Genomic DNA, 20251 nt, shown 5'->3' on the forward strand with positions numbered 1-20251 from the left:
TGGGCCGCTCGGATGAACTACACACTCCGGCGCATCGCAGCCACGTTGCCCGTGATGCTCTTCGTTGCGGTGTTGGTTTTCATGCTGATCCACATTGCCCCCGGTGATCCAGCGGCACTGGTGGCCGGCGACATGGCCAGCACCGAGGATGTTGCGCGACTGCGTACGTCCATGGGGCTGGACCAGTCGCTGTGGGTGCAGTTCTTCACATGGCTGGGCCAGGTCGTGTCCGGCAACCTCGGGACATCGATCTTCACGCAGGTTCCCGTCGCAGAGCTCTTGATTGCAAGACTGGAACCGACGGCATCGATCGCCGTGATCACCATCGTCCTTGCGATGGGTGTCGGCATTCCGTTGGGCGTACTCGCAGCCTACCGTGCTGGCAGCTGGGTGGATCGCTGCGTCATGCTCTTTGCAGTCCTTGCGTTTTCCTTGCCGGCCTTCCTGGTGGGATATCTGCTCATCTTTGCCTTTTCGGTGCAACTGCACTGGTTTCCGGTGCAGGGGTATGTGCGATTCGCCGAAGACCCGAAAGGCTGGCTGATCGCCCTGACCCTTCCGTGCATCAACCTGGCGTTGGTCTACGTGGCGCTGATAACGCGCATGACACGCGCCACCGTGCTGGAAGTTCTGGGTGAAGACTACATCCGCACAGCGCGCGCCAAGGGCCTGGGCATCAACGCCGTTTTGCTGCATGCCTTGCGCAATGCCGCCGTACCCATTGCGACCACGGTGGGCGCCGGGGTGGCCTTGCTGATCGGCGGTGTGGTGGTGGTGGAGACGGTCTTTGCCATTCCTGGCGTCGGTCGCCTCGTTGTCGACTCGGTGCAACGCCACGACTTCCCGGTACTGCAGAGCGTTCTTCTCGTGTCGGCTGCCGTGTATGTCCTGGTCAATCTGCTGATTGACTTGAGCTACCGGCTCTTCGATCCGCGCATTCAATAACTGGAGACTTGATGGCTTCCTCTGTCGATATCCTGCAGCTCGCACCTGAGGCGAATACCCCGTTTGTCCCGCCGCGTCTGCGATGGCTGCGCAAGAACCCGACGCTGGTACTGGGTCTGGTGCTTCTGGCCATGTTGATTTTCGCCGCGGTTGCAGCGCCGCGGCTCGCACCGCTGGATCCGCAGGACATGGATCCGATGAGCCGTCTTCAGTGGGCCTCCGCGACCCACTGGCTGGGGACGGACGCTCTGGGTCGGGACGTCTTCAGCCGTGCGCTGTGGGGGGGGCGCGTGTCGCTGCTGGTGGGCTTTTGCGTGAGCGTTCTTGCAACTTGCGTAGGCGCATTTCTCGGCCTGGTGGCCGGCTTCATGCCGAAGCTGGACGGCTTGCTGATGCGCCTCATGGACAGCCTGATGGCGATTCCCGGTATCTTGCTGGCCATCGCGTTGATGGCCATTACCCAGCCCAGCATCTGGACGGTGGTCGTGGCCATCACCATCCCCGAGACGCCGCGCGTGGTGCGACTGGTGCGATCGCTTGCGCTGACTTTGCGCTAACGGCTGTATGTCGAAGCCGCACGCGCTGTGGGCACACGCCTGCCAACCATCCTGTGGCGCCACATCCTGCCCAACATGGTGGCACCGCTCATCGTGCAGGCCACGTTCGTTGCTGCGTCGGCGGTGCTCATCGAAGCCGCCTTGTCCTTCTTAGGTGTCGGAATTCCCACGCAGACTCCGAGCTGGGGAAACATGATGGCCGAAGGCCGCAACTACATTGCCGTCGCCTTTCACATCATTTTGTGGCCCGGTGCGTTCCTGGCAGCCACGGTCCTCGCCATCAACATGGTGGGCGATGGATTGCGGGACGTGCTGGACCCACGCCTGGCGAGGCAGCTATGAAACGGATCGATTCGAAGGCTGGCGAAACGCTGCTCGAGGTCGACGGATTGCGCACCCGTTTCGACACGCTCGACGGGCCGGCGCACTCGGTCGACGGCATCAGCTACACGGTCCGTGCCGGGCAAACGCTGGGCGTGGTCGGCGAATCGGGGTGCGGCAAGAGCGTGACCGCGCTCTCGATCATGCGACTGCTGGGCACGCCGCTCGCTCGCATCAGCGGATCGGTCCGGCTGCGTGGCGTCGACCTGCTGACCCTGTCGGAACGGGACATGCGACGGATCCGGGGCAACCGCATTTCGATGGTGTTCCAGGATCCGATGACCTCCCTCAACCCGGTTCTCTCAGTCGGCCGCCAGATTGCCGAAACGGTGCGCGTCCACCAGGCGCTGGACGCGAAAGCGGCCTGGGCGCGCGCGGTCGAAATGCTGCACACCGTCCAGATACCCGAGCCGGAGCGCCGTGCCGGCGAGTTCCCGCATCAGCTGTCCGGAGGCATGCGTCAGCGCGTGATGATCGCGATGGCGCTGGCCTGCAACCCGGAAGTGCTGATCGCCGACGAGCCGACGACAGCGCTGGACGTGACGGTACAGGCGCAGATCCTCGCGCTGATCAAGCGACTTCAACAAGAGCGTGGCATGGGTGTCGTGATGATCACCCATGACCTCGGCGTGGTGGCGGAGAGCTGTGACGATGTCGTTGTCATGTATGCGGGACGCAAAGTGGAGGAGGGTCCGGTCGCCGAGATCTTCGCTCGGCCCCTGCACCCCTACACCCGCGCCTTGATGGCCTCCATGCCGGCGATGTCCGGCAATGCGCGACGCCTCAACGAGATACCGGGGCTTGTGCCGTCGCCTCTTGAGCCGCGCGTGGGCTGCTCCTTCGCACCGCGTTGCCCGCACGCGGCCCAACGCTGCCGTGTCGAAATCCCCGTCAAGAGCGAACAGGGCCACGGCCAAGGGGTCGCCTGTTTCGCGGTGGAAGAAGGACGCATCGGCATGACCTCCCAGGCCCCTATGGCGCAGCTCGCATGAAGACCCTCGACATGAACCACGCACCGCTGCTGCAGGTCACTGACCTTCACAAACACTACGCACCGCCGCGCCGCTGGCTCGGGAAAACGCGAGCCCCCGTGCAAGCAGTCAATGGTGTTTCCTTTTCGATCCGGCGTGGCGAAACTTTGGCGCTGGTGGGCGAGTCCGGTTGCGGTAAGACCACGACTGCAAAATCGGTGATGCGTCTCGTCGAGCCAACGTCGGGTTCGGTCCGCCTGGAGGGAACAGAACTGCTCTCGCTGGACGCGCAAGCCATGCGACAGCGGCGCAAGGATCTGCAAATCATCTTTCAGGATCCGTACGCCTCGCTCAGTCCACGCATGTCTGCGGGCGAAATCGTCGCAGAGCCACTTCGCAGCTTCGGTGTGGGCTCGAAGACAGAGCGACGTGATCGTGTCGACGCGCTCTTTGCGCGGGTCGGCTTGCGCCCGGAGGCGACAGCCAAATACCCGAGTGAATTTTCCGGAGGACAACGCCAGCGGATCGGCATTGCCCGCGCACTGGCCCTGGGCCCCAGGCTGATCGTGTGCGACGAACCTGTCTCGGCGTTGGACGTTTCTGTGCAGGCGCAAGTCATCAACCTGCTCATGGACCTGCAGGAGGAGATGGGTCTGGCTTATCTGTTCGTCGCGCACGACCTTGCCGTTGTCAGACACATCAGCCACCGCGTTGCAGTGATGTACCTCGGGCAGATCGTCGAAATGGGTGCTCGCGAAGCCATCTTTTCCGCGCCTGCTCACCCTTACACCGAAGTGCTGTTGTCCGCCGCACCGGATCCGCGTCCAGGCACGGCACGCGAGGTGCGCCTGCTGCGCGGTGACCCACCCAGTCCAGCCAACCCGCCTTCGGGCTGCCGTTTTCACACCCGCTGCCCGATGGCCGAAGAGGTTTGCTCGACGCATGCGCCGCCGCTGTCGACGCGCGGCAGTGCAGACAGCGAGCGATGGGTCGCCTGCCATTTTCGTTGAGGGGGCGAGGCGGTGCCGAGAACGCTTGGCCGCGCCTTCACGCAGCACTGACGCCGCAGGGAGTCCCGCATTGCTGTCAAGGTGGTTCCGTGCAGCCGTGCAGCCGTGCAGCCGTGCAGCGGTGCAGCGGTGCAGACAAAGCGTGGTTGCAGCCTTGCCGATGTTCGAATCACGGAGCGTCGCAGGACGGTCGGCTTGCGTGACCGAGTCTTTAACCCGGTGAACGCAACCCCGTGGAAAGGCTGACGACGCTGCCCGGAGCCGCAATCCTCTGTCCGCCTCGAGAGGCAGACAGGCTTTTTTTGCTTAGCGGCTGTAAGGGCGCGGCAGCCATCGATAACCGCCTTCTTCGCTCTCCACGACATACCCCAGTCCGGGGAAGGAAATGTGGGCCGCACCCATCAAGGTGCGGGAGGAGGCCAGCTTTTTGAACATGGCGGCGCGGTCGGACGCTGCTTCCTGCGGGTCGGCATCGAAGGAAATCGTGGCCTCGGGTCGAGGCAACTGCACGGCCGCGGAGTGCACGAGGTCACCCGAAAACAAGATCGTTTGCCCTTTGCTCTCGACTTGGTAGAGGGTATGACCCGGCGTGTGTCCATGCGCGGGCACGGAGATGATCCCTGGAAAAAGGGTGACCCCGCCCTCGAACAGAACGACTTTTCCGGCCGTTTCGTAGGGTCCAATTGCAGTGCGCGACTGGGAAAACATGCCCTTTTGATTTGCAGGCGCGCGTCGCTCCGCATCCAGGTCGAAGCGATAGTCTCGGTCGGCCTTGTCCAGGTAGACCGTCGCATTGGGGAAGACGCGTTTTCCCTCGACTGTCAGGCCGCCGGAATGGTCACCGTGCAGGTGTGTCAGCAGCACCGCGTCAACGTCCTCGGGCCCGTACCCCGCCGCTTTCAGATTTTCAAGAAGATGGCCGCCGTTCTGTCCGAAGAGTGTCCCGGCGCCCGCGTCGACCAGCAGAAGCCTGTTCCCGGTCTGAATCAGGAAGGCGTTGATCGAGGTCTCGTTGGGCAGCGTCTCGAAGCCAGCGGCAAGCAGCTTGCGCACGTCCGCGGGCGAAATATTGGACATCATCTGGTCCAGTGGCAACTTGACCGTTCCATCGGAAAGCGCGGTGATCTCGAAGTCGCCGAGCGGCATGCGGTAGAAGGCGGGAGCCTGAGCTTTCTTCTGCGGCGTCGAGACAGAGCGATCGGAGGGCAGAGGGCCCGGCGTTGCACATCCGGTGAGCGTAGTGACGCCGCCGACTGCAATGGCAACGGCCAACGTGGTGGTTTGAATTGAGTTGTGCATAGGTGAGGAGGGACGAAGAGTAGGTAAGTGGGGCAGGGGGCTGCAAAGCCCGGCATCAAGTCGATTCTGAGGAAGGAAATTGATGTTTGCCAATAGCGATCGCTGCGTATACTGATGCTCTGGAGGCATCAATCGTGGAACTTCGTCACCTTCGCTATTTTTTAGCGGTTGCAGAAGCCGAGAACGTTCGACTGGCCTCAGAGCATCTGCACGTAACCCAGCCCGCCATTTCGCGCCAGGTGCACGATCTGGAGGAAGAACTCGGCGTGGAACTGTTCGACCGCCTCTCGAGGGGTCTGCGCCTGAATGCGAGCGGCCACGCGTTCATGAAGGATGTCACCGCGCTCATGACCTCTCTGGAGGCGGCGTGCGACCGGGTGCGTAGGGTTTTTAGAGGAGAGATCGGTGCGCTCAAAGTGGGCTTCGTTGAAATAGCCGGTTGGGAGGGTGTCATTCCGCAGGCCATTCGGCAGTACCGTGAAGCGGTACCCTCCGTGCATCTGGAGCCCTGGCCCCTCGGCACTCCAGAACAATTGAACAAGATTCAGGATGGCACGCTGGACGGAGGTTTTGTCTACCTGTTTGGCAATTGTCCCGACGACATCGAGACGATCCCGCTGCAGCATCACGGCGCTGCGCTAGCGGTGCTGCGCAATGCAAGGAGCGTGTCAAAGAGCGAGCCAAGCAAACGGATTCGCCTCAAAGACTTGAGCAACGAGAAATTCGTGGTTTTTCACCGCAGTGTGTATCCGGCCTACTTCGATGCGCTCCTCGTGGCCTGTTCGGCAGGGGGTCTTGTTCCCCGAGTGGTCCAACAGGTCCAAAGCGAAGCCGCTGTACTCAGTCTTGTCACATCGGGCATCGGGGTGGCTATCGTGAATGACAGAAATCGCTTCAGGGCGCCGACCCAAGTCGAATTCGCAAAGATTTCGGACTTGAAGCTGTCGCTTCCGTTGAGCTTTGCCTACCGAAAGGATGTGAGGAATCCCGCGCTGTTACCCCTTCTCCAGATTCTGCGCTCGGTCAAAAAGAGCCCTGTTTTATCTCAAGTGTAGAACAGTGATTGCGGCTTTCAACGGACGGACTAAGAGAAGTTTCATTGCAAACTATTTTTGCACTTGTCCAATGTGATCTGATACTGCCCATGCGGACGCTTTCGCACACAAAGCAACCCTTCGGTCATGTCTTCTCGAATGGCTTCAGTCAGTGGCGGATTCAATCGGTCGATGCAACACACTAAAAACTGCACAGGCAGAAGGAGTGTTGCAAATGAAGTACCGGACACGAACCCACTACTCGGACAGTCAGAAGGCGTTGATGTGGGAGCGCTGGAAGACCGGCTGGACTCTTCACCAGATCGGCCAACTCTTTGATCGACCGCACACGTCTATCCAGAACATTCTGGCGAGGACGGGTGGAATTTGACCGCCACAGCGATGCCGTTCGGCAGCAGCGTTGTCCTTGAGCGAGAGGGAAGAGATCTCGCGAGCGCTGGCGACAAGCGAATCGATTCGCTCAATCGCTGCACGGCTCGGTCGAGCGCCATCGACAGTCAGTCGCGAAGTAAAGCGCAATGGCGGCCAAGATAACTATCGGGCGGCCCAGGCCGGTGCGGCATGGGATCGGGCTCTCCGTCCCAAGCAATGCAAGCTTGCTGAGAACCGTCCCCTTGCGCGGCTCGTGGCCGATAAGCTGCGCCTTCTGTGGTCACCTGAGCAGATCGCCGGATGGCTCAAACATACTTACCCGGGCGACGAGAGCCATCACGTGTCACACGAGACCATCTACCGCAGTCTGTTCATCCAAGCGCGTGGTGCTTTGAAGAAGGAACTGCTGGAGCATCTGCGACGAACTCGCGGCATGCGCCGCTCACGGCACTACACACAGAAGACGGCGACCCACGGGCAAATCGTGGGCGCCGTGCCGATCAGCGAGCGGCCAGCGTCTGTTGAGGATCGTGCAGTGCCTGGCCACTGGGAAGGCGACTTGGTGTTTGGCAGCGGTAACAGCCAGATCGCCACGTTGGTTGAGCGCCAGACGCGGTACGTCATGTTGGTGAAGGTGGACGGGAAAGACACTCAGACCGTCGTGAATGCGCTGATCAAGCTCCCTCAGGAGCTCTACAAATCCTTGACCTGGGATCGAGGTAAAGAGATGGCCGCCCACAAGCGGTTCACGATGGCCACCGACATCCAGGTCTTCTTCCGCGATCCGCAAAGCCCTTGGCAACGCGGAAGCAACGAGAACACGAACGGCCTGCTCAGGCAGTACGTGCCAAAGGGCATCGACATCTCTGGCTACTCACAACATCAGCTCAATGCGATTGCGAGACAATTGAATGAGAGGCCGCGCAAGACGCTCGGCTTCCAGACGCCCGCTGAGATGTTCAGCGAATCTGTTGCATCGACCCGTTGAATCCGCCGCCCAAAGCAGGCCTTTGCTTCTCAAAATTGGACGTCAATTACCTGACTTTCGCACCGTCGAATGGCGACCCTGCATATCGAAACTGCGACCCGATTGCGAACCCTCGACGCAAGTAGACATTACAGGATTGGGCGCCCAATGCCGGACCACGTAGCGCCGAATGACTCAATCCAATTTGTGGCCGCACGCCTCCGCCCGCGGTTTGCTGGCGTGACCTTCCATCCACAGGAGCAAGCCCAGCGCAGCCAGCGCAAGCGCGGCCGAGATCAACGGCAGTTTCGCCAAACCCAACCCTGCTCGGAGTGCCTCCGTCCCTAACCACGCCGCGCCTGCATTGCCAAGGTTGAATGCAGCGATGTTCAACGTGGACGCTAGAGCCGGGGCGTCAGAGGCCTCCACCATCACACGGCTCTGTAGACCGGGCGCTGTGGCAAACGCAGCCATTCCCCACAGCAGCAGGCAGCCGATGACAGCCGCTGGCGTCCGCAAGCCGGCGTACAGCGCAACCTCAACCATCGCTAGTGTCGAGAGGATCGCGAACATCGAGCGTACAGGCCAGCGGTCGGCAGCCCATCCGCCGAGGACGTTGCCAAGCGTCAGTCCCAAACCAAATAGCAGGAGCAGACCGTTGACCTGAGGCGTCGTGAAGCCGCTCGCCTCCTGCAGCAACGGAGACAGGAAAGTGAGCGTCGTGAAGATGCCGCCGAAGCCCAGGGCGGTTAGGCCGAGTGCACCAAGTAGACGTGGCCTTCGTAATATGTTCCAGCCGCCGTCCCCGCCCGAAGGAGTTTGCAGCCTCAAGCGCCGCGGTATGAGCGACAACAGCGCTCCCAGTGCGATTACTCCCAGACCGCTCACGGCCCAGAAGGTGGCTCGCCATCCCGAGTGCTGCCCGATCCACGCACCAATCGGTACGCCGAGCACGGTAGCCAGTGTCAAGCCGCTGAACATCAGCGCGATGGCCGCGGACCGCCTGTGCGCTGCCACCAGTTCGGACGCCACTGTCGCACCGAGCCCAAAGAAGGCGCCGTGCGTGAGTGACGCCACAATCCGTCCGGCCATCAGCCAGCCATAGTCGGGCGCAACGGCGCACATGACATTGCCGATGATGAAGAGCAGCATCAGGCCCGAGAGCGCTTTGTATGGCGACGCCTTAGAGGTCAGAACCGCGAGCGGTGGCGCACCGATGGCAACGCCCAACGCATAGCCTGTTACCAACAATCCTGCCTGCGCCAAGCTCGTGTCAGTGTCGGCTGCCACCGATGGCAACAAACCCACGATGACGAACTCGGACGTGCCGATTGCGAATGCAGCAAGTGCTAGAGCGAGCAGCGGGAGCGGAATGGCGACGCGGGCTAAGGACGCGCTTCGCGGCGCATCGCTCATCGCCCCACTCCCGCCGGTTGCTCGCCGAGTAGTGCGTTCAGATCGACCGCCTCGGACATGCGCTTGTAGCCCACGTCTCCAGGATGCAGATGGTCACCCGAGTCCAGCGCGGAATTGAGCTGCGCGGGATGGGCAGGGTCACGCAACACGGCATCGAAATCGACCACCGCATCGAACGCGCGCGTGTGCCGTATCCAATCGTTCAAGGCCTGGCGCAGCGCGTCCTTCTGCGGGCTGTAGTGGCCTTCGAATGGCGTCCCTTGAAGTGCGTGCTCGAAGGGTGGCACGGTGCCCACGACGAGGCGCACGTTGCGTACGTGCGCCTGTTCGGCAAGTTGCAGGAAGGCGCCGGTGATTTCGTTCAGCGAGACGGGTGGTTCCGACGGCGCGAACGGGCTGCCTGGAAAGCCGATGCCGTTGGTACCAAGCAGCACGATGACCGCGCGCACGCCGGGATGGCTAAGAGCGTCGTGCTCGAAGCGAGCGAGGGCGCTCTCGCCCCAGCCGCCGCGCAGCAGACGGTTGCCGGCGATGCCCGCGTTGAGCACGGCGACACCGCGCGACGCGAGTCGCCGCGAGAGATGGTCAGGCCAGCGCTGGTCTCGTCCAACGCTGGAGCCATTGCCGTCGGTGATGGAGTCACCGATCGTGACCACCGACAACGGCGGGTGGGCAGAGGCCACCCATAGCTCGGAGACGAAAGCCCGGGTGGTGAAGGTTTCAAGAGCAAGGGCCCCATGGTGGCCCCTGGCATTGCCCTGAATGATCGCGGTCAGCTCCTGCGCGTCCCAATGGAATCCTGCAGGCGTGGACGGCTCGGGCAGATGGAGATCGACCTCCAGACGGTCGCTGGCGTGAACGTGCAGGGGAACTGGGTCGCTGATAACGCGCGCTCCCGGAGCGACGACCATGCCATCGTGCCCGTGAAAAAGTACCGCCTGCGAAGTGTCCGCCGTGGTGCTGCGCACCGTCAATGTGCCGATCGTCAGCGGCGCAACGCCGTACTGGTTGCTGATCACGAGCCTGAGCCGCTCGCCTCCAAGGCTGGTGCGCAGCGACTGTCGCAACGTCACGTCACGAAGATCGGTTGGCATGCCGAGCGGGACGACCCAGCCGTCGCCCCACACGGGCTGAGCCGGGGAGATCCAGGTTGGTTGCCAAAACGCAGGCCTGGCCAAGACGGGGGCGGCCGCTGTAGCGGTCGCGAGAAAAGTCGCGAGCGATGCTACGAGGAGGGAACTGGGGATGACGTGCTTCATGCCCCGTACTCTGGACAATTCCATTTTCGTTTGGAAGCCGGCAGAATGGAAGACTCACCATTCGAAAATGGAATGCCATGGACCGGCTGCGCGCGCTAAGTGCCTTCGTCAGGGTGGCGGATCTGGGCAGCCTGTCCGCCGCGGCCCGGTCACTCTCCACGACCCAGCCGACCGTGAGCAAGCTCATTGCGAACCTCGAGCGTTCGCTCGAGGTTCGGCTGCTCGAACGGAGTGCTACGCGTGCAACGCTCACCGACGAGGGTGTGCGCTTTCTAGAAAGCGCGCGTCGATTGCTGGACGACTACGACGAAGCAGTGGCCGACTTAGACCTCCGTACGCGCGAGCCACGCGGGCTAGTCCGCATCGCCGCACCCGTGGCTCTGGGCGAGTTGAAGCTCAACGCGCTGATGCTACGTTCGCTGCAGCAATACCCGGAATTGCAGATCGATCTTGTGCTGGAGGACCGCTTCGTAGACCCGGTGGAGGAACGCTTTGATCTCACCGTGCGCATCGGCGGTGTGCTGCCGCCAGACCTCGTGGCCCGCGAACTTGCCACCTGGCCGCGCTACATCGTAGCGTCGCCCGGCTACATCAAGCGTCACGGCCGCCCACGCACCTTGGATGACCTTTCTCGCCACCAGTTTCTGCGCTATCCGAATTGGACAGGCGACGTGGTCACGCTGAGCAGCGCCCAGGGCTCGGCGAAGTTGCCCGTTATTACGCGGTACAGCATCAACCATGCGGTGGCGCTGCTTGACGCAGTACGCGAGGGTGCTGGTATTGCGTTCCAACCCTGCTGGATGGTCAATGAGTTGCTTAAACGAAAGGAGCTGGTGCGCCTGCTGCCAGAGTGGAGCGGCCCCACGCAGACCGTCTACTTGATGTCACCGAGCCACCGCCGTCAGGCGATGCGCGTTCAGGTGATGAAGGAATTGCTGATCCGTGAGATCCAGGCGCTATAGCCCGCCTGCACAAAGAGCTAACAACTGCTTTGGCCGCGGAACCTGACCTCGTCCCACACAGCTGCGCGTCGGCCGCCGCGATGCATAGACCAGCTGGCTTGCCGGTAAGCCAACGGTCGTTGACCGTCGGCTTCTGGCACGTCAGCGGCCATCAGCGGTGTTCGCGCGTGCTGAGGCGCGAGGAGCAGCATCACTTTCGTCTCGTCGAAGAGAATGCAGCGCGGCACTGCTCGAAAGTTACTCGCTGCTGGGAGAGCACGGAATCTGCACACTCGCCGTAGTACCGGTTGTAGCCAATGACGGCGCCAGCGAACGCAAGAAACACTGCGCCAAGCAGGAGCGCACTCCTCAACAGTGAGCTGATGAGTCTCGTTGCCGCCGCCGTCGCCCGCGTTGCCAGAGTGGGACCGATTGACGTAGAAGTTGTCCGAGCGGCTGTCACGGGAATATTGCTCACGCAAAGCCATGTGGCCAAGGCCACAACGGCCAAGTCGATGCCGGTGTATGCCGACGCGCCCGTCGCCGACCCGATGACAGCCATCACAACCGCGCTTATCCACACCGGGCCGCGGCGCTTGAATAGCATCGCTACGGCGAAGACCGGGACAGCGTGAAGCAGAGCGATGATGAGAATCATAGGGTCAAACTCCGAAACTGCGAGTGTGGCGCTACCGAAGTTCGGTCTGCACAGGCAGCTTTTCCGAGGTCAGTAATACCTGCGCAAAGGTGCACGCGAACTGTAGCGGCGGGGATCGCAGCCCGGGACAGTCATGTCAATCAAACTGAGGAATAGTGACGGATGTCCGCTTTTGGCCCGGAAGCAGCCAGTCGCAAAAGCTGTTGATCTCGCACGCGTTCCCTGCACAGCCGTGCCTTCGATACCCGCATTTAACCCGCGACCCAGCGCACGCGAGTGTCCGCCACCCGCTCCAGGAGGTCCTCGCGTGCGCGCCCAAGGTAGTCCCTGACACCAGCATGTTCCCAGTCACCCCAAACGGTTGCGCCTGCGGCGCTCGTGATCGTCCTGACGAGCTCGAGCATGTTGCGCTGGTAGGCGTCCGCGCCAATCGACCAGGGCAGATCGTGCGGGGAACTGGCGCGGATCGGGCAAAGATTCATAACGACGAGGCCGTCGCAGTCGTACCGCTCGGCCATCGCCTCGGCCCGGGCAATAGCGTCATCGTGATCTTCATCCTGCGCGAGGCAAGGATGCACCCCAATGGCGACCAAAGACTTCCGGCCACTGCGCCCAACTGCGAAGCGCCACGCGTCGGAGTGGTCGCAGTGGTAGATGTCGAAGTGTGGCTTGTCGACCAGACGGGGAGTAACGAGTGGAGTAACAAGAGAAGTCCGGGTCTCAGGCCGATGTGTACTGAGCTCAGAGCCTGGTGTTGCACTGTTGGCTGCTGGACTGCCGTCATTGAATTCTTGATAAGCCATGTTCGCGGTGGGAAAAATGTCATTCATTATTGGCACGACAACCGCCGGCCCGCCATCACCCGCAAGGAAATTGCAGAATGTTCCTGGGCTAACTTTGCAAAACAAATCCGCCAGATAGCTGCCCCCCTCAACCCCGAATGCACGAAACATTGAGATGCGGCGATGCGGCGGAGCGCAAATGAAACTTGACCTGAATCCGGATTGGCTGATCAAAAACATGAACCTATGGCGGCAGGCCGCCGACATGCAAATCCCGCTGCGGGATGACTTGAAGGTCCACATGATGGCCAGGCGCAGCGACTTACGTCCGAAGCAAACTTCACCAGCTTCTGTAGCGAATGCGAGTAAGGAGATTCCGTGACTGAGGCGCTCAAGATCTGTCTTATCGACACCGAAACGGTGGTTGGCGAATTGCGATTTACTTCCGAGCGAGGGCGGCAAAGCAGCTCATTTACCTATAACTCGGCCTGGCGTGCAAGCCCAGCTGCTTTCGCACTCGCGCCCGCGCTCCGTTTGCAGGAGGCGCCTCATTTTTTTTCGGCAGCTGCGCAAAATCCTGCCTTGCCACATTTTCTGGCGCTACCCCCGGTGCTGGCGGATCTGTGTCCCGACAGATGGGGGCGCAGCCTGATGCGACGCGATGCGCGGGAGCAAGGCGCTATTGAGCCAAGTGATCTACACTTTTTGACGTTGATCGATGACGCTACAAGGCTCGGCGCGTTGCGTGTGCTCGACACACATGGCATTCCTTTGACCACACGGAATGGGATCTCGCCAGTCATACCTTTTGACGTTCAATTGACGGATCTCGCCCGGGCGGCCCGATCCTTTGAGGGTCGCAAGGCGTTGAGGGACGAATGGAAAGATCTGCTGCCCGGGTCTGGCTTAGGGGGCGCACGACCGAAGGCAACACTCCGGGATACGCACGGTTGCTTATGGGTGGCGAAATTTACTTCGGAGAAAGATGAAAATTCGGCGATCGAGCGAGCAGAAGTGATGACCAACTGGCTGGCTGATGCGTGCGGCATCACGGTTCCCGAGGCACGGCTGTTTGAAATCGGCCGCGACAATCCGGTCGGCTTGTTCAAGCGATTTGATCGGGCTGGTGCCAGTCACGATTTGCGCCTTCACTATGTGAGCGCCCAAACCTTTATGGATGCGTCAACTGCCATCGATTCTGATGTGACCTACGTCAAGATGGCCGAAGCCATGATGGAGGCTGGCCTTGCAGGAGAGCAGCGGCAAGAATTATTTCGACGCATTGTCTTCCAGCTGCTGGTCAACAACACGGATGATCACCTCAAGAACCACGGCTTTCTCCACGTCGATGGGGATTGGTCTCTTTCTCCCGCCTTCGACATCAATCCCCAGACAGATCGCCGTCCGCAATTAAAAATCGCGCTCGATACCGATGTCGGAGAACTGCCAACGCCTCAGGAGATGGTGGACCGGAGCTTTTACTTTGATCTGACTGATGCGCAGGCGACAGCGTGTATCAGCCGTATGGCCAACACAGTTGCAACCTGTTGGGCTCCGTATGCACAGGCAGCAAAAATGCGCGGCCCAGATCTCGCTGCTTACCGCAGCTTGTTCGAAGGCCCACAACAAAACGCTTGGCTTGGAGCCGCGTTGGAGTTGCATGTTCCGTAGCCGCCGGTCGTCCCTCAGCGGGAAAGTGAGAATGCGCGTTAGATGCTACGTGGCGTGACCAGGGGTCAGCAGAGACACGGCCGCCCCGCTTACGGTTCCTTTGGCGTCGGCGTCTCCAGCATGCTGGCCACCTTGCTGCGACGGATCGCGGCCGACTTTTAGTAGCCGTAGGCAACGCCAACAAGCGCGAATGGGCCGATGTTGAACGAAGCTATTTGCGAACGCTTGCAGGCGCCGCGCCTTGCTAGACGCCAGCTCTCATTCGGTACTTGCGCTGTCGCTCGGCATTGGAGAGCGGTCGTCGGCCGCCCGGTGCAGCGCCGCGCGGCTGCTCGATGCGAGACCAGTCCTTGCCAACGATGCTTGCCCTGGCCACGCCGTCGAAGAGCACGAAGGCCAATGCGCCGAGCGCCCACCGAGACTGCGCCCGAAGGCTCCCGCGCAGATGCGGGACGCCGACCTCGACGGCCGCCCAGTCACCCGGCTCGGCGCGGATCCACGGCAATTGTTCGCCTGCGTCGCACACAACGATGGGGCGCTTCGTCCAAGCCCCAAATGCTTCGCAGCGTGTCTCCGCGCGGTTGCACAACTCATGGAGCGGCACCGCGTGAGCGCAGTCGATTTGAGGCGTGTAGCGCAACGCAGGGAAGAAGAGCGGCAAAGCCATGATCTCGTTACATTAACGCAATATGACCAGCATTGCTACTTTCGCGCGATCGCCGGAGGCAATCTTTGCCGCGCTGATCGCGAAAGCCGCCAATATCGGTCGCCTCTATGAGCCGGATCTTGTTTTTATCGGCGGCCTTGCCGCTTACCTTCACGCCACAAACCATTCGCTGACGGCGGCCTATGCCGAAGCGACCGCGGACGCTGCGTTCTATATTTCTCTTTCCGCTTTGAGCGATCTCCGTGAGATCGAAGAGTTGTCGCAGAACTCAAGGCTCACCAAGCATGCGTTTCAAAAGGCGGGGTTTTCATTTGATGTCTACGCCGAACGCCAGTCGTCCCTGCCGGTCCCCTACGACCAGGTTGCGGCCTTCGCCGTGGAGTACGACGGCGTGCGCGTCGCCTCACTCGAGCACCTCTTGGTACTCAAACTCGGCGCTGCCGTCGATCGACACGCCTCGGAGCATGGGCGCAAGGATGCCAAAGACGCGCTGAGGATTTTGCTGCTGGCCAGCACATCGGAGTTCGACACCGAGCGTGCGGTCGCCTTCATGCAGGACGAACACATCGAGCGACTCGGCATCATTGTAAAAGGGCCGGAATTCTTGGCATTAGCCGGCGGCAACGCCAAGGTCGCGAAGGAACTGCGCGTGCGGTGCCAGGACGTTTTTGCAAGGCTCAAAGACGCGCACGATGCTCTGACGCAGTCGGACGCACAGCCCAAGCCGCCGAAGGGCTGAATCGCGCCACTTTCCATTCAGGAACAGAGCTTTGCGAGCCCCGGCCTACGCGTCCTTCGGCGGCGGCGTATCCAGCATGCTGGCCACCTTGCTGCGCCGGATCGCTGCCGACTGGTAGTAGCCCTGGAAGGTAGCGACCGTGCGGTGTCCCGTCATGGCCATGGCCTCGCCGATCGGCATGTCGCGCAGACCCGCTTCGGTAAAAAGCCCGTACGCAGCTGACTCGGGGTGCCCTCAGTGCGTAGCGGGTGTCAGGCAGAGACCGGCTCAGGCTGACCAACCAGAGACGATGCCGGTATGCCGAGATTGAGCAGGCGGCGGATCATGGGCATGGTGAGAGGGCGTGTGCGATTGAGAATTTCATACACGCGATTGCGAGGACCAATGTAGGGCACCATGTCGGCGACGGTCAGGCCGGATTGCTCCATGCGAAACTTGATGGCATCAATCGGGTCTGGCAGCGCTATCGGGTAGTGCTTTGCTTCATAGACTTCGACCAACGTGCCCAGCACTTCCAGCGCTTCGCCATCGGGCGAATCGGGTGCAGGGTCAAGGTCGATCAGCGCTGAGACGCGCGCCAGGGCCGCGTAGTAACTGTCTTGATCGCGGATTGCTCGAACTTCCATTTAGGTCACTCCTTTGACGATGGACGGATTTACTTGAACTGATCGACAGTTGCTGCATCGATCGAGTCGTATTCGGCGTGCGTGCCGATGAACTTCACAAAGCCCCACTGCGTTTGATATGCAAACGCCACGATCAACCGGTGCTTGTTGCCAGCGATGTTGAACACCACGCGCCTGCCGCCGACAGGACTCGAATTTGCGTACTGCGCCTTCACATCGTCCCAGCTTGTCCACTTCGCCAGCTTCGCTACATCAAGCCACGCCTCGATTGCTGCCTTTGCGTCGCCCCGATTTGGCCGCTGGTAATAGGCCGTGAGATTTGACTGGGCGACGATGTGCATCGGCCATTTTAGTACCAATTCGGGACTATGACAATCGCCGTGGATCGACACGATCGCGTTAATCGCGCGGAGCCGACGGTGACCTTCATGCGTGGGTTAGTTCAGCTGACAGTCCTGCTACTGGCGCAAACCTGTCGAGCCCCGGCCTATGCGTCCTTCGGCGGCGGCGTATCCAGCATGCTGGCCACCTTGCTGCGACGGATCGCTGCCGACTGGTAGTAGCCCTGGAAGGTGGCCACAGTGCGGTGTCCCGTCATCGCCATGGCCTCGCCGATCGGCATGTCGCGAAGCCCGGCCTCGGTCACAAAGCCCGAGCGCAGCGAGTGCGCCGAGAACCGGCCGTCCAGGCCCGCGGCCGCGCAGCGCGACTTCACGATGAACCGCACCCCCTCGGCACCCAGTGGTGTGCCCATGCGGTCGCCCGCCTGCACGCTCCGGAAGATCGGACCGGTGGTGATGCCGGCTCAACCGCGCGGGCGTTGCGGATCGTCTTCTTCGATGTCGGTGGCAAAGACGCCATCGTCTTGTAGCGAATCGGCGTGCGTGTCCTTGGCCGCTTCCAGACTCTGGCTTCTTTTCGCCTCAATGGACTCGCCTGGCCAGATCTCATCAATAGGCGTACGCCGCACGGCATATATGGCGGTGCGCCCTCAGCCGTTAAAAACACTATGGGTCCGTTGCTCGCGTGTCGAGGTTCCGAACGTTGTTCGGTTCAGTACCTGGCCCTGTGCTTTAAAAACACAGGGCCTTTTTGTATGTGTCGAGCGTGCTGTACCGGACGGTCGCCTCCTCGATAGAGTCCGTGCACTACTCAGTGTCCATCGAGATCGACACCCGCCAGGCCAGCACCCGACGGCTGTACCAGTCGATCACCGCAGCCAGGTAGACGAAGCCCCGGGCCATTGGGATGTAGCTGATGTCCATCGCCCAGACCTGGTTGGCCCTGGTGACAGGCAGCGTGCGCAGCAGGTACGGGTAGATCGTGCGCCCGGGTGCCTTCTTGCTGGTGTTGGGCTTCTTGTAGAGCGCCGTGATTCCCATGCGCCGCATCAGCGTGGTCATGTGCTTGCGGCCTACGGCAATGCCTTGCCCTCGCAGCAGGTCGCGCAGCAGGCGGGCTCCGGCGAATGGCAATTCCAGGTGAAGCTCGTCAACGCGGCGCATCAGCTTCAGGTCTTCATCGCTCACGGGCTTGGCCGTGTAGTAGACCGATCCGCGGCTGATGTTCACCAATTCGGCTTGGCGCCGGATCGGTAGATCGTGGCCTCGGTCGATCATCGCTTTGCGCTCAGCATGCCGGCCTTGATGAGCGCGCCTTCCAAAAAATCATTCTCCAGCGCCAGCTGGCCGATCTTCGCGTGCAGCGCCTTCAGATCGATCGCAGGTTCCGCGGTCGCCTCGCCCCCGTCCTGTGGCAAGTTGACGAAGAACCTGCGGTCACCGCGATGGCGCGCGGTGCCAGATGACGCCGGGCGAGGCCGATGCGCTGCATATCGCGCACCCTGACCAGTCCAGGTGCGGGTGGTGAACATCACAGGCCCTCTTGAACGATTTGACAACAGCTCTGCGGGGCGCGTTCAACGGACTCAAGCTTTCGGTTCCGCGTCGATTCGGGCGGAGGGTATGGCCTACAGAAACAGTCTCTGCTGGCCGATGAGGCACCATGCGCCGCGGTGAGACAACTCTATTGCTGGGCTTTGAATGCAAAGCCGGTGACCCAGCATCGCCGGCTGTACCCACGGAGAAATTCAAATGGCAATGATTTCAGGCAGCCACGTCATTTCATCGGATCGCGTCGAAGGAACAACCGTCTACAACGCCGGAGGAGACAAGCTCGGAACGATCGACGATTTGATGATCGACAAAGTTTCGGGGCAGGTTCGGTATGCAGTCATGGAGTTTGGCGGCTTTCTTGGAATGGGGACCGACCGTTACCCCATTCCCTGGAGCATGCTGAAGTACGACACGTCGAAAGATGGCTACGTGGTGCCGCTGGACAAGACGCAGATCGAAGCGGCGCCTCGGTATGCGTCCGATGCCGTGCCCAGCTACGACGACTCGTACCGGTCCACCGTCGACAAGTACTACGGCCTCTAGTAGTCGCCCCGATCGCCGCCGACCGCGCCCGCATACCAACCGCTACAGACCTCAAGTTGATGAAGCCATATTGGCGAGGGCACCAGCGCCTCGGAATACAGCGTTCGATGGTGGGCTGTGTTTCCTGCAAAGGATGCGATGCGTTCAGACAGCGCGGCGGCGGGGGAGTTGAATTTGAATGGGCTCTGTTGTCGCAACCCGGAGCCCTCGAGCGGTCCCGAACGGTTCCAGTTTGACCCATCGCGAAGTCCGGCTTCCATCGGGCGACGTCTGCCGGTGCAGTGATCTTGCATGCAGGAGAGTTTTACCGGCCTTGTACTATTCGCTCAAGGCAGCGACAGCAGCCGCCAAAGGCCTCGCAATTGCCAGGTAGCGCTTCGTTGGCAGGAGGAGGGCATCGTCACCTTACTTACCGGCTTGCTCACGGAAGAAGAAGACCAGGTGGACGGGATCACCCGGCAGCATCGCGCCAACAATCCGCTGCCGACGCGCCGGATTAAGAATACGACCGTATGGGTCGCCGCGAAGCCGACTCAGCTTCGCACTCCCATCGGCTTCTTGGGCGGCAGCACCGGAGGGCACCTGCAAAGCGATAGGCAGCTGGCCATCGTTCCCGATACCGTCCATCTTTTCGAGAAGTCTGGCGTCTTCGAAGCAGTGCAGGCGCTTGCGGCCGACTGGTTCTCGCAACATCCGACAGCGAAGGAGTGCATCACATGACCCCGATGGCACCCCGAGTTCACGATCGCCGCCAGGCCTGGCGAATCCTGGTAAAGCCGTTGGAAGACTACCGCGGACGTCCCAACCTGCTGGTATTGGTGCTGGTGCTGGTGCTGGAGCTTCCGCGCGACGGCGCGCCCGTGGCGTTCGAGGTGGTGCATGCGCTTCGCGCCCTCCTTGACATCTTCGTCGTCCGCAAGATCGGTTCTCCCGGTCACGAAGAGTAGGAACTGGTGTCAGTCGACGCGCGGACATGGCGTAGTACCTCGCCATAGCCTTGCTCGGCGACCTCCGGATATTCAGAGTTCAGTTTTTTCCGAACTTTGCCTTGGCCGTTGTCAGGCAATTCGTCTTGGCATCACCCGACATGCCATCGCACTTTTCGACTGCGACTTCGTAGTCGGCATCACGCTTGTCGTCGGCGGCCTCGGTCTTGGCCTCGCCGATCTCCTTGCCCAGCTTGGCGTTGGCCAGCGCTTTGGTTCTCATGGCCTTGGTTTCCTGCACGCACACGTCCTTGGCATTGCCCGTCTGGTCATCGCACTTTTCTTTGGCGACCGCATAGGTGGCCTCGGCTTTCGCCACCAGGACCTTGTTCCGGTCGCTGGACTTCGCGGTGTAGGCGTACTCCAGTTCGGCCCGTGCGACCTTCTCCTTGCCCTTCGCTTCTTGAGCGCAGATGTCCTTGGCGTTGGCGGTCAGTGAAGTGCAAGCTGCCTTGTCAGTCTTGTAGTCCTCGGTGATGCGGGTCTTGCCAGCCTGGTAGTCGGCCTTGGT

General features: G+C 61.2%; 21 protein-coding genes and 3 pseudogenes. 13 read left to right on the plus strand and 11 right to left on the minus strand.

The window, feature by feature from the left end:
• Positions 1–12 precede the first annotated feature (12 nt).
• The 4 genes and pseudogenes from RCH10_RS22660 to RCH10_RS22675 all read left to right on the plus strand — a co-directional run bounded on the left by RCH10_RS22660 (position 13) and on the right by RCH10_RS22675 (position 3864).
• Positions 13–945 carry an ABC transporter permease gene (locus RCH10_RS22660; RefSeq protein WP_409054173.1) on the plus strand — a complete coding sequence of 311 codons (933 nt, stop codon included), beginning with the start codon at positions 13–15 and terminating at the stop codon, positions 943–945.
• A gap of 11 nt (positions 946–956) precedes the next feature.
• Positions 957–1844 (plus strand): annotated as a pseudogene (locus RCH10_RS22665) (ABC transporter permease).
• A complete protein-coding gene (locus tag RCH10_RS22670) occupies positions 1841–2875 on the plus strand; it encodes an ABC transporter ATP-binding protein (protein ID WP_409054174.1) in 1035 nt (344 codons plus the stop codon). Before RCH10_RS22665 ends, RCH10_RS22670 begins: the two are co-directional and overlap by 4 nt.
• Positions 2872–3864 (plus strand): ABC transporter ATP-binding protein, encoded by a 993-nt coding sequence (locus RCH10_RS22675; RefSeq protein ID WP_409054175.1) that lies wholly within the window; start codon positions 2872–2874, stop codon positions 3862–3864. The genes RCH10_RS22670 and RCH10_RS22675 overlap by 4 nt, the downstream gene beginning before the upstream one ends.
• A 306-nt stretch (positions 3865–4170) precedes the next feature.
• On the opposite strand, the gene RCH10_RS22680 is transcribed toward RCH10_RS22675, so the two are convergent.
• On the minus strand, positions 4171–5136 hold the full coding sequence (locus RCH10_RS22680; protein ID WP_409054176.1) for an MBL fold metallo-hydrolase: 966 nt from the start codon (positions 5134–5136) through the stop codon (positions 4171–4173).
• A gap of 161 nt (positions 5137–5297) precedes the next feature.
• On the opposite strand from RCH10_RS22680, the gene RCH10_RS22685 reads away from it, so the two are divergent.
• Positions 5298–6218: a LysR family transcriptional regulator gene (locus RCH10_RS22685; protein ID WP_409054177.1), complete on the plus strand. Its 921-nt coding sequence runs from the start codon at positions 5298–5300 to the stop codon at positions 6216–6218.
• A 214-nt stretch (positions 6219–6432) separates the two neighbouring features.
• A pseudogene (locus RCH10_RS22690) lies at positions 6433–7578 on the plus strand (IS30 family transposase).
• A 174-nt stretch (positions 7579–7752) separates the two neighbouring features.
• Here the strand turns inward: RCH10_RS22690 and RCH10_RS22695 are convergent.
• Positions 7753–8931 (minus strand): MFS transporter, encoded by a 1179-nt coding sequence (locus tag RCH10_RS22695; protein WP_409054193.1) that lies wholly within the window; start codon positions 8929–8931, stop codon positions 7753–7755.
• A 38-nt stretch (positions 8932–8969) separates the two neighbouring features.
• Positions 8970–10232 (minus strand): SGNH/GDSL hydrolase family protein, encoded by a 1263-nt coding sequence (locus tag RCH10_RS22700; protein ID WP_409054178.1) that lies wholly within the window; start codon positions 10230–10232, stop codon positions 8970–8972.
• Positions 10233–10309: 77 nt separating this feature from the next.
• Between RCH10_RS22700 and RCH10_RS22705 the strand changes: the two genes are divergently transcribed.
• Complete coding sequence (locus tag RCH10_RS22705) at positions 10310–11194, plus strand: LysR substrate-binding domain-containing protein (protein WP_409054179.1); 885 nt, start codon at positions 10310–10312, stop codon at positions 11192–11194.
• Between the two features lie 190 nt (positions 11195–11384).
• Here the strand turns inward: RCH10_RS22705 and RCH10_RS22710 are convergent, their stop codons facing one another.
• Both RCH10_RS22710 and RCH10_RS22715 read right to left on the minus strand, forming a co-directional pair.
• Positions 11385–11831, minus strand: coding sequence for a hypothetical protein (locus RCH10_RS22710; RefSeq protein ID WP_409054180.1), 447 nt, complete (start codon positions 11829–11831; stop codon positions 11385–11387).
• Between the two features lie 251 nt (positions 11832–12082).
• Positions 12083–12661 (minus strand): DUF1643 domain-containing protein, encoded by a 579-nt coding sequence (locus RCH10_RS22715; RefSeq protein WP_323499584.1) that lies wholly within the window; start codon positions 12659–12661, stop codon positions 12083–12085.
• Between the two features lie 151 nt (positions 12662–12812).
• Here RCH10_RS22715 and RCH10_RS22720 point away from each other — a divergent pair, with 151 nt between their 5' ends.
• A complete protein-coding gene (locus RCH10_RS22720) occupies positions 12813–12995 on the plus strand; it encodes a hypothetical protein (protein WP_323501686.1) in 183 nt (60 codons plus the stop codon).
• Entirely contained in the window at positions 12992–14284 is a 1293-nt protein-coding gene (locus RCH10_RS22725) for a type II toxin-antitoxin system HipA family toxin (RefSeq protein ID WP_409054181.1), read from the plus strand. Before RCH10_RS22720 ends, RCH10_RS22725 begins: the two co-directional genes overlap by 4 nt.
• Before the next feature lie 244 nt (positions 14285–14528).
• Here RCH10_RS22725 and RCH10_RS22730 read toward each other — a convergent pair whose 3' ends face one another.
• Positions 14529–14951 (minus strand): hypothetical protein, encoded by a 423-nt coding sequence (locus RCH10_RS22730; RefSeq protein WP_409054182.1) that lies wholly within the window; start codon positions 14949–14951, stop codon positions 14529–14531.
• 22 nt (positions 14952–14973) lie between these two features.
• Here RCH10_RS22730 and RCH10_RS22735 point away from each other — a divergent pair, with 22 nt between their 5' ends.
• Positions 14974–15690 (plus strand): hypothetical protein, encoded by a 717-nt coding sequence (locus tag RCH10_RS22735; RefSeq protein WP_409054183.1) that lies wholly within the window; start codon positions 14974–14976, stop codon positions 15688–15690.
• Positions 15691–15941: 251 nt separating this feature from the next.
• Here RCH10_RS22735 and RCH10_RS22740 read toward each other — a convergent pair whose 3' ends face one another.
• The 4 genes and pseudogenes from RCH10_RS22740 to RCH10_RS22755 form a co-directional block, all read right to left on the minus strand.
• Positions 15942–16316: a type II toxin-antitoxin system HigA family antitoxin gene (locus RCH10_RS22740; RefSeq protein WP_409054184.1), complete on the minus strand. Its 375-nt coding sequence runs from the start codon at positions 16314–16316 to the stop codon at positions 15942–15944.
• A 29-nt stretch (positions 16317–16345) separates the two neighbouring features.
• Positions 16346–16708, minus strand: a complete 363-nt coding sequence (locus RCH10_RS22745) for a type II toxin-antitoxin system HigB family toxin (protein WP_409054185.1) — start codon at positions 16706–16708, stop codon at positions 16346–16348.
• A gap of 95 nt (positions 16709–16803) precedes the next feature.
• Positions 16804–17070 carry a tyrosine-type recombinase/integrase gene (locus RCH10_RS22750; protein WP_409054186.1) on the minus strand — a complete coding sequence of 89 codons (267 nt, stop codon included), beginning with the start codon at positions 17068–17070 and terminating at the stop codon, positions 16804–16806.
• A gap of 397 nt (positions 17071–17467) precedes the next feature.
• Positions 17468–18060 (minus strand): annotated as a pseudogene (locus RCH10_RS22755) (DDE-type integrase/transposase/recombinase); the annotation flags it as partial.
• A gap of 355 nt (positions 18061–18415) precedes the next feature.
• Here RCH10_RS22755 and RCH10_RS22760 point away from each other — a divergent pair.
• The 3 genes from RCH10_RS22760 to RCH10_RS22770 all read left to right on the plus strand — a co-directional run bounded on the left by RCH10_RS22760 (position 18416) and on the right by RCH10_RS22770 (position 19701).
• On the plus strand, positions 18416–18754 hold the full coding sequence (locus RCH10_RS22760) for a PRC-barrel domain-containing protein (protein WP_409054194.1): 339 nt from the start codon (positions 18416–18418) through the stop codon (positions 18752–18754).
• Between the two features lie 291 nt (positions 18755–19045).
• Entirely contained in the window at positions 19046–19474 is a 429-nt protein-coding gene (locus tag RCH10_RS22765) for a hypothetical protein (RefSeq protein WP_409054187.1), read from the plus strand.
• Complete coding sequence (locus RCH10_RS22770; RefSeq protein ID WP_409054188.1) at positions 19471–19701, plus strand: hypothetical protein; 231 nt, start codon at positions 19471–19473, stop codon at positions 19699–19701. Before RCH10_RS22765 ends, RCH10_RS22770 begins: the two co-directional genes overlap by 4 nt.
• Positions 19702–19780: 79 nt before the next feature.
• On the opposite strand, the gene RCH10_RS22775 is transcribed toward RCH10_RS22770, so the two are convergent.
• Positions 19781–20251 (minus strand): hypothetical protein (locus RCH10_RS22775; RefSeq protein WP_409054189.1); only part of this gene is annotated, 471 nt, incomplete at its 5' end.

The sequence above is a fragment of the Variovorax sp. GrIS 2.14 genome (assembly GCF_046115955.1).
Lineage (GTDB): Bacteria > Pseudomonadota > Gammaproteobacteria > Burkholderiales > Burkholderiaceae_C > Variovorax.

Bases quoted from the DNA above. Each gene is read 5' to 3' on its own strand.
- RCH10_RS22705 (WP_409054179.1), top strand. From the start codon at position 10,310: ATGGACCGGCTGCGCGCGCTAAGTGCCTTCGTCAGGGTGGCGGATCTG.
- RCH10_RS22710 (WP_409054180.1), bottom strand. From the start codon at position 11,831: ATGATTCTCATCATCGCTCTGCTTCACGCTGTCCCGGTCTTCGCCGTA.
- RCH10_RS22730 (WP_409054182.1), bottom strand. From the start codon at position 14,951: ATGGCTTTGCCGCTCTTCTTCCCTGCGTTGCGCTACACGCCTCAAATC.
- RCH10_RS22750 (WP_409054186.1), bottom strand. From the start codon at position 17,070: ATGGGCACACCACTGGGTGCCGAGGGGGTGCGGTTCATCGTGAAGTCG.
- RCH10_RS22715 (WP_323499584.1), bottom strand. From the start codon at position 12,661: ATGAATGACATTTTTCCCACCGCGAACATGGCTTATCAAGAATTCAAT.
- RCH10_RS22720 (WP_323501686.1), top strand. From the start codon at position 12,813: ATGAAACTTGACCTGAATCCGGATTGGCTGATCAAAAACATGAACCTA.
- RCH10_RS22670 (WP_409054174.1), top strand. From the start codon at position 1,841: ATGAAACGGATCGATTCGAAGGCTGGCGAAACGCTGCTCGAGGTCGAC.
- RCH10_RS22740 (WP_409054184.1), bottom strand. From the start codon at position 16,316: ATGGAAGTTCGAGCAATCCGCGATCAAGACAGTTACTACGCGGCCCTG.
- RCH10_RS22765 (WP_409054187.1), top strand. From the start codon at position 19,046: ATGCAGGAGAGTTTTACCGGCCTTGTACTATTCGCTCAAGGCAGCGAC.
- RCH10_RS22760 (WP_409054194.1), top strand. From the start codon at position 18,416: ATGATTTCAGGCAGCCACGTCATTTCATCGGATCGCGTCGAAGGAACA.
- RCH10_RS22735 (WP_409054183.1), top strand. From the start codon at position 14,974: ATGACCAGCATTGCTACTTTCGCGCGATCGCCGGAGGCAATCTTTGCC.
- RCH10_RS22660 (WP_409054173.1), top strand. From the start codon at position 13: ATGAACTACACACTCCGGCGCATCGCAGCCACGTTGCCCGTGATGCTC.
- RCH10_RS22700 (WP_409054178.1), bottom strand. From the start codon at position 10,232: ATGAAGCACGTCATCCCCAGTTCCCTCCTCGTAGCATCGCTCGCGACT.
- RCH10_RS22675 (WP_409054175.1), top strand. From the start codon at position 2,872: ATGAAGACCCTCGACATGAACCACGCACCGCTGCTGCAGGTCACTGAC.
- RCH10_RS22770 (WP_409054188.1), top strand. From the start codon at position 19,471: ATGACCCCGATGGCACCCCGAGTTCACGATCGCCGCCAGGCCTGGCGA.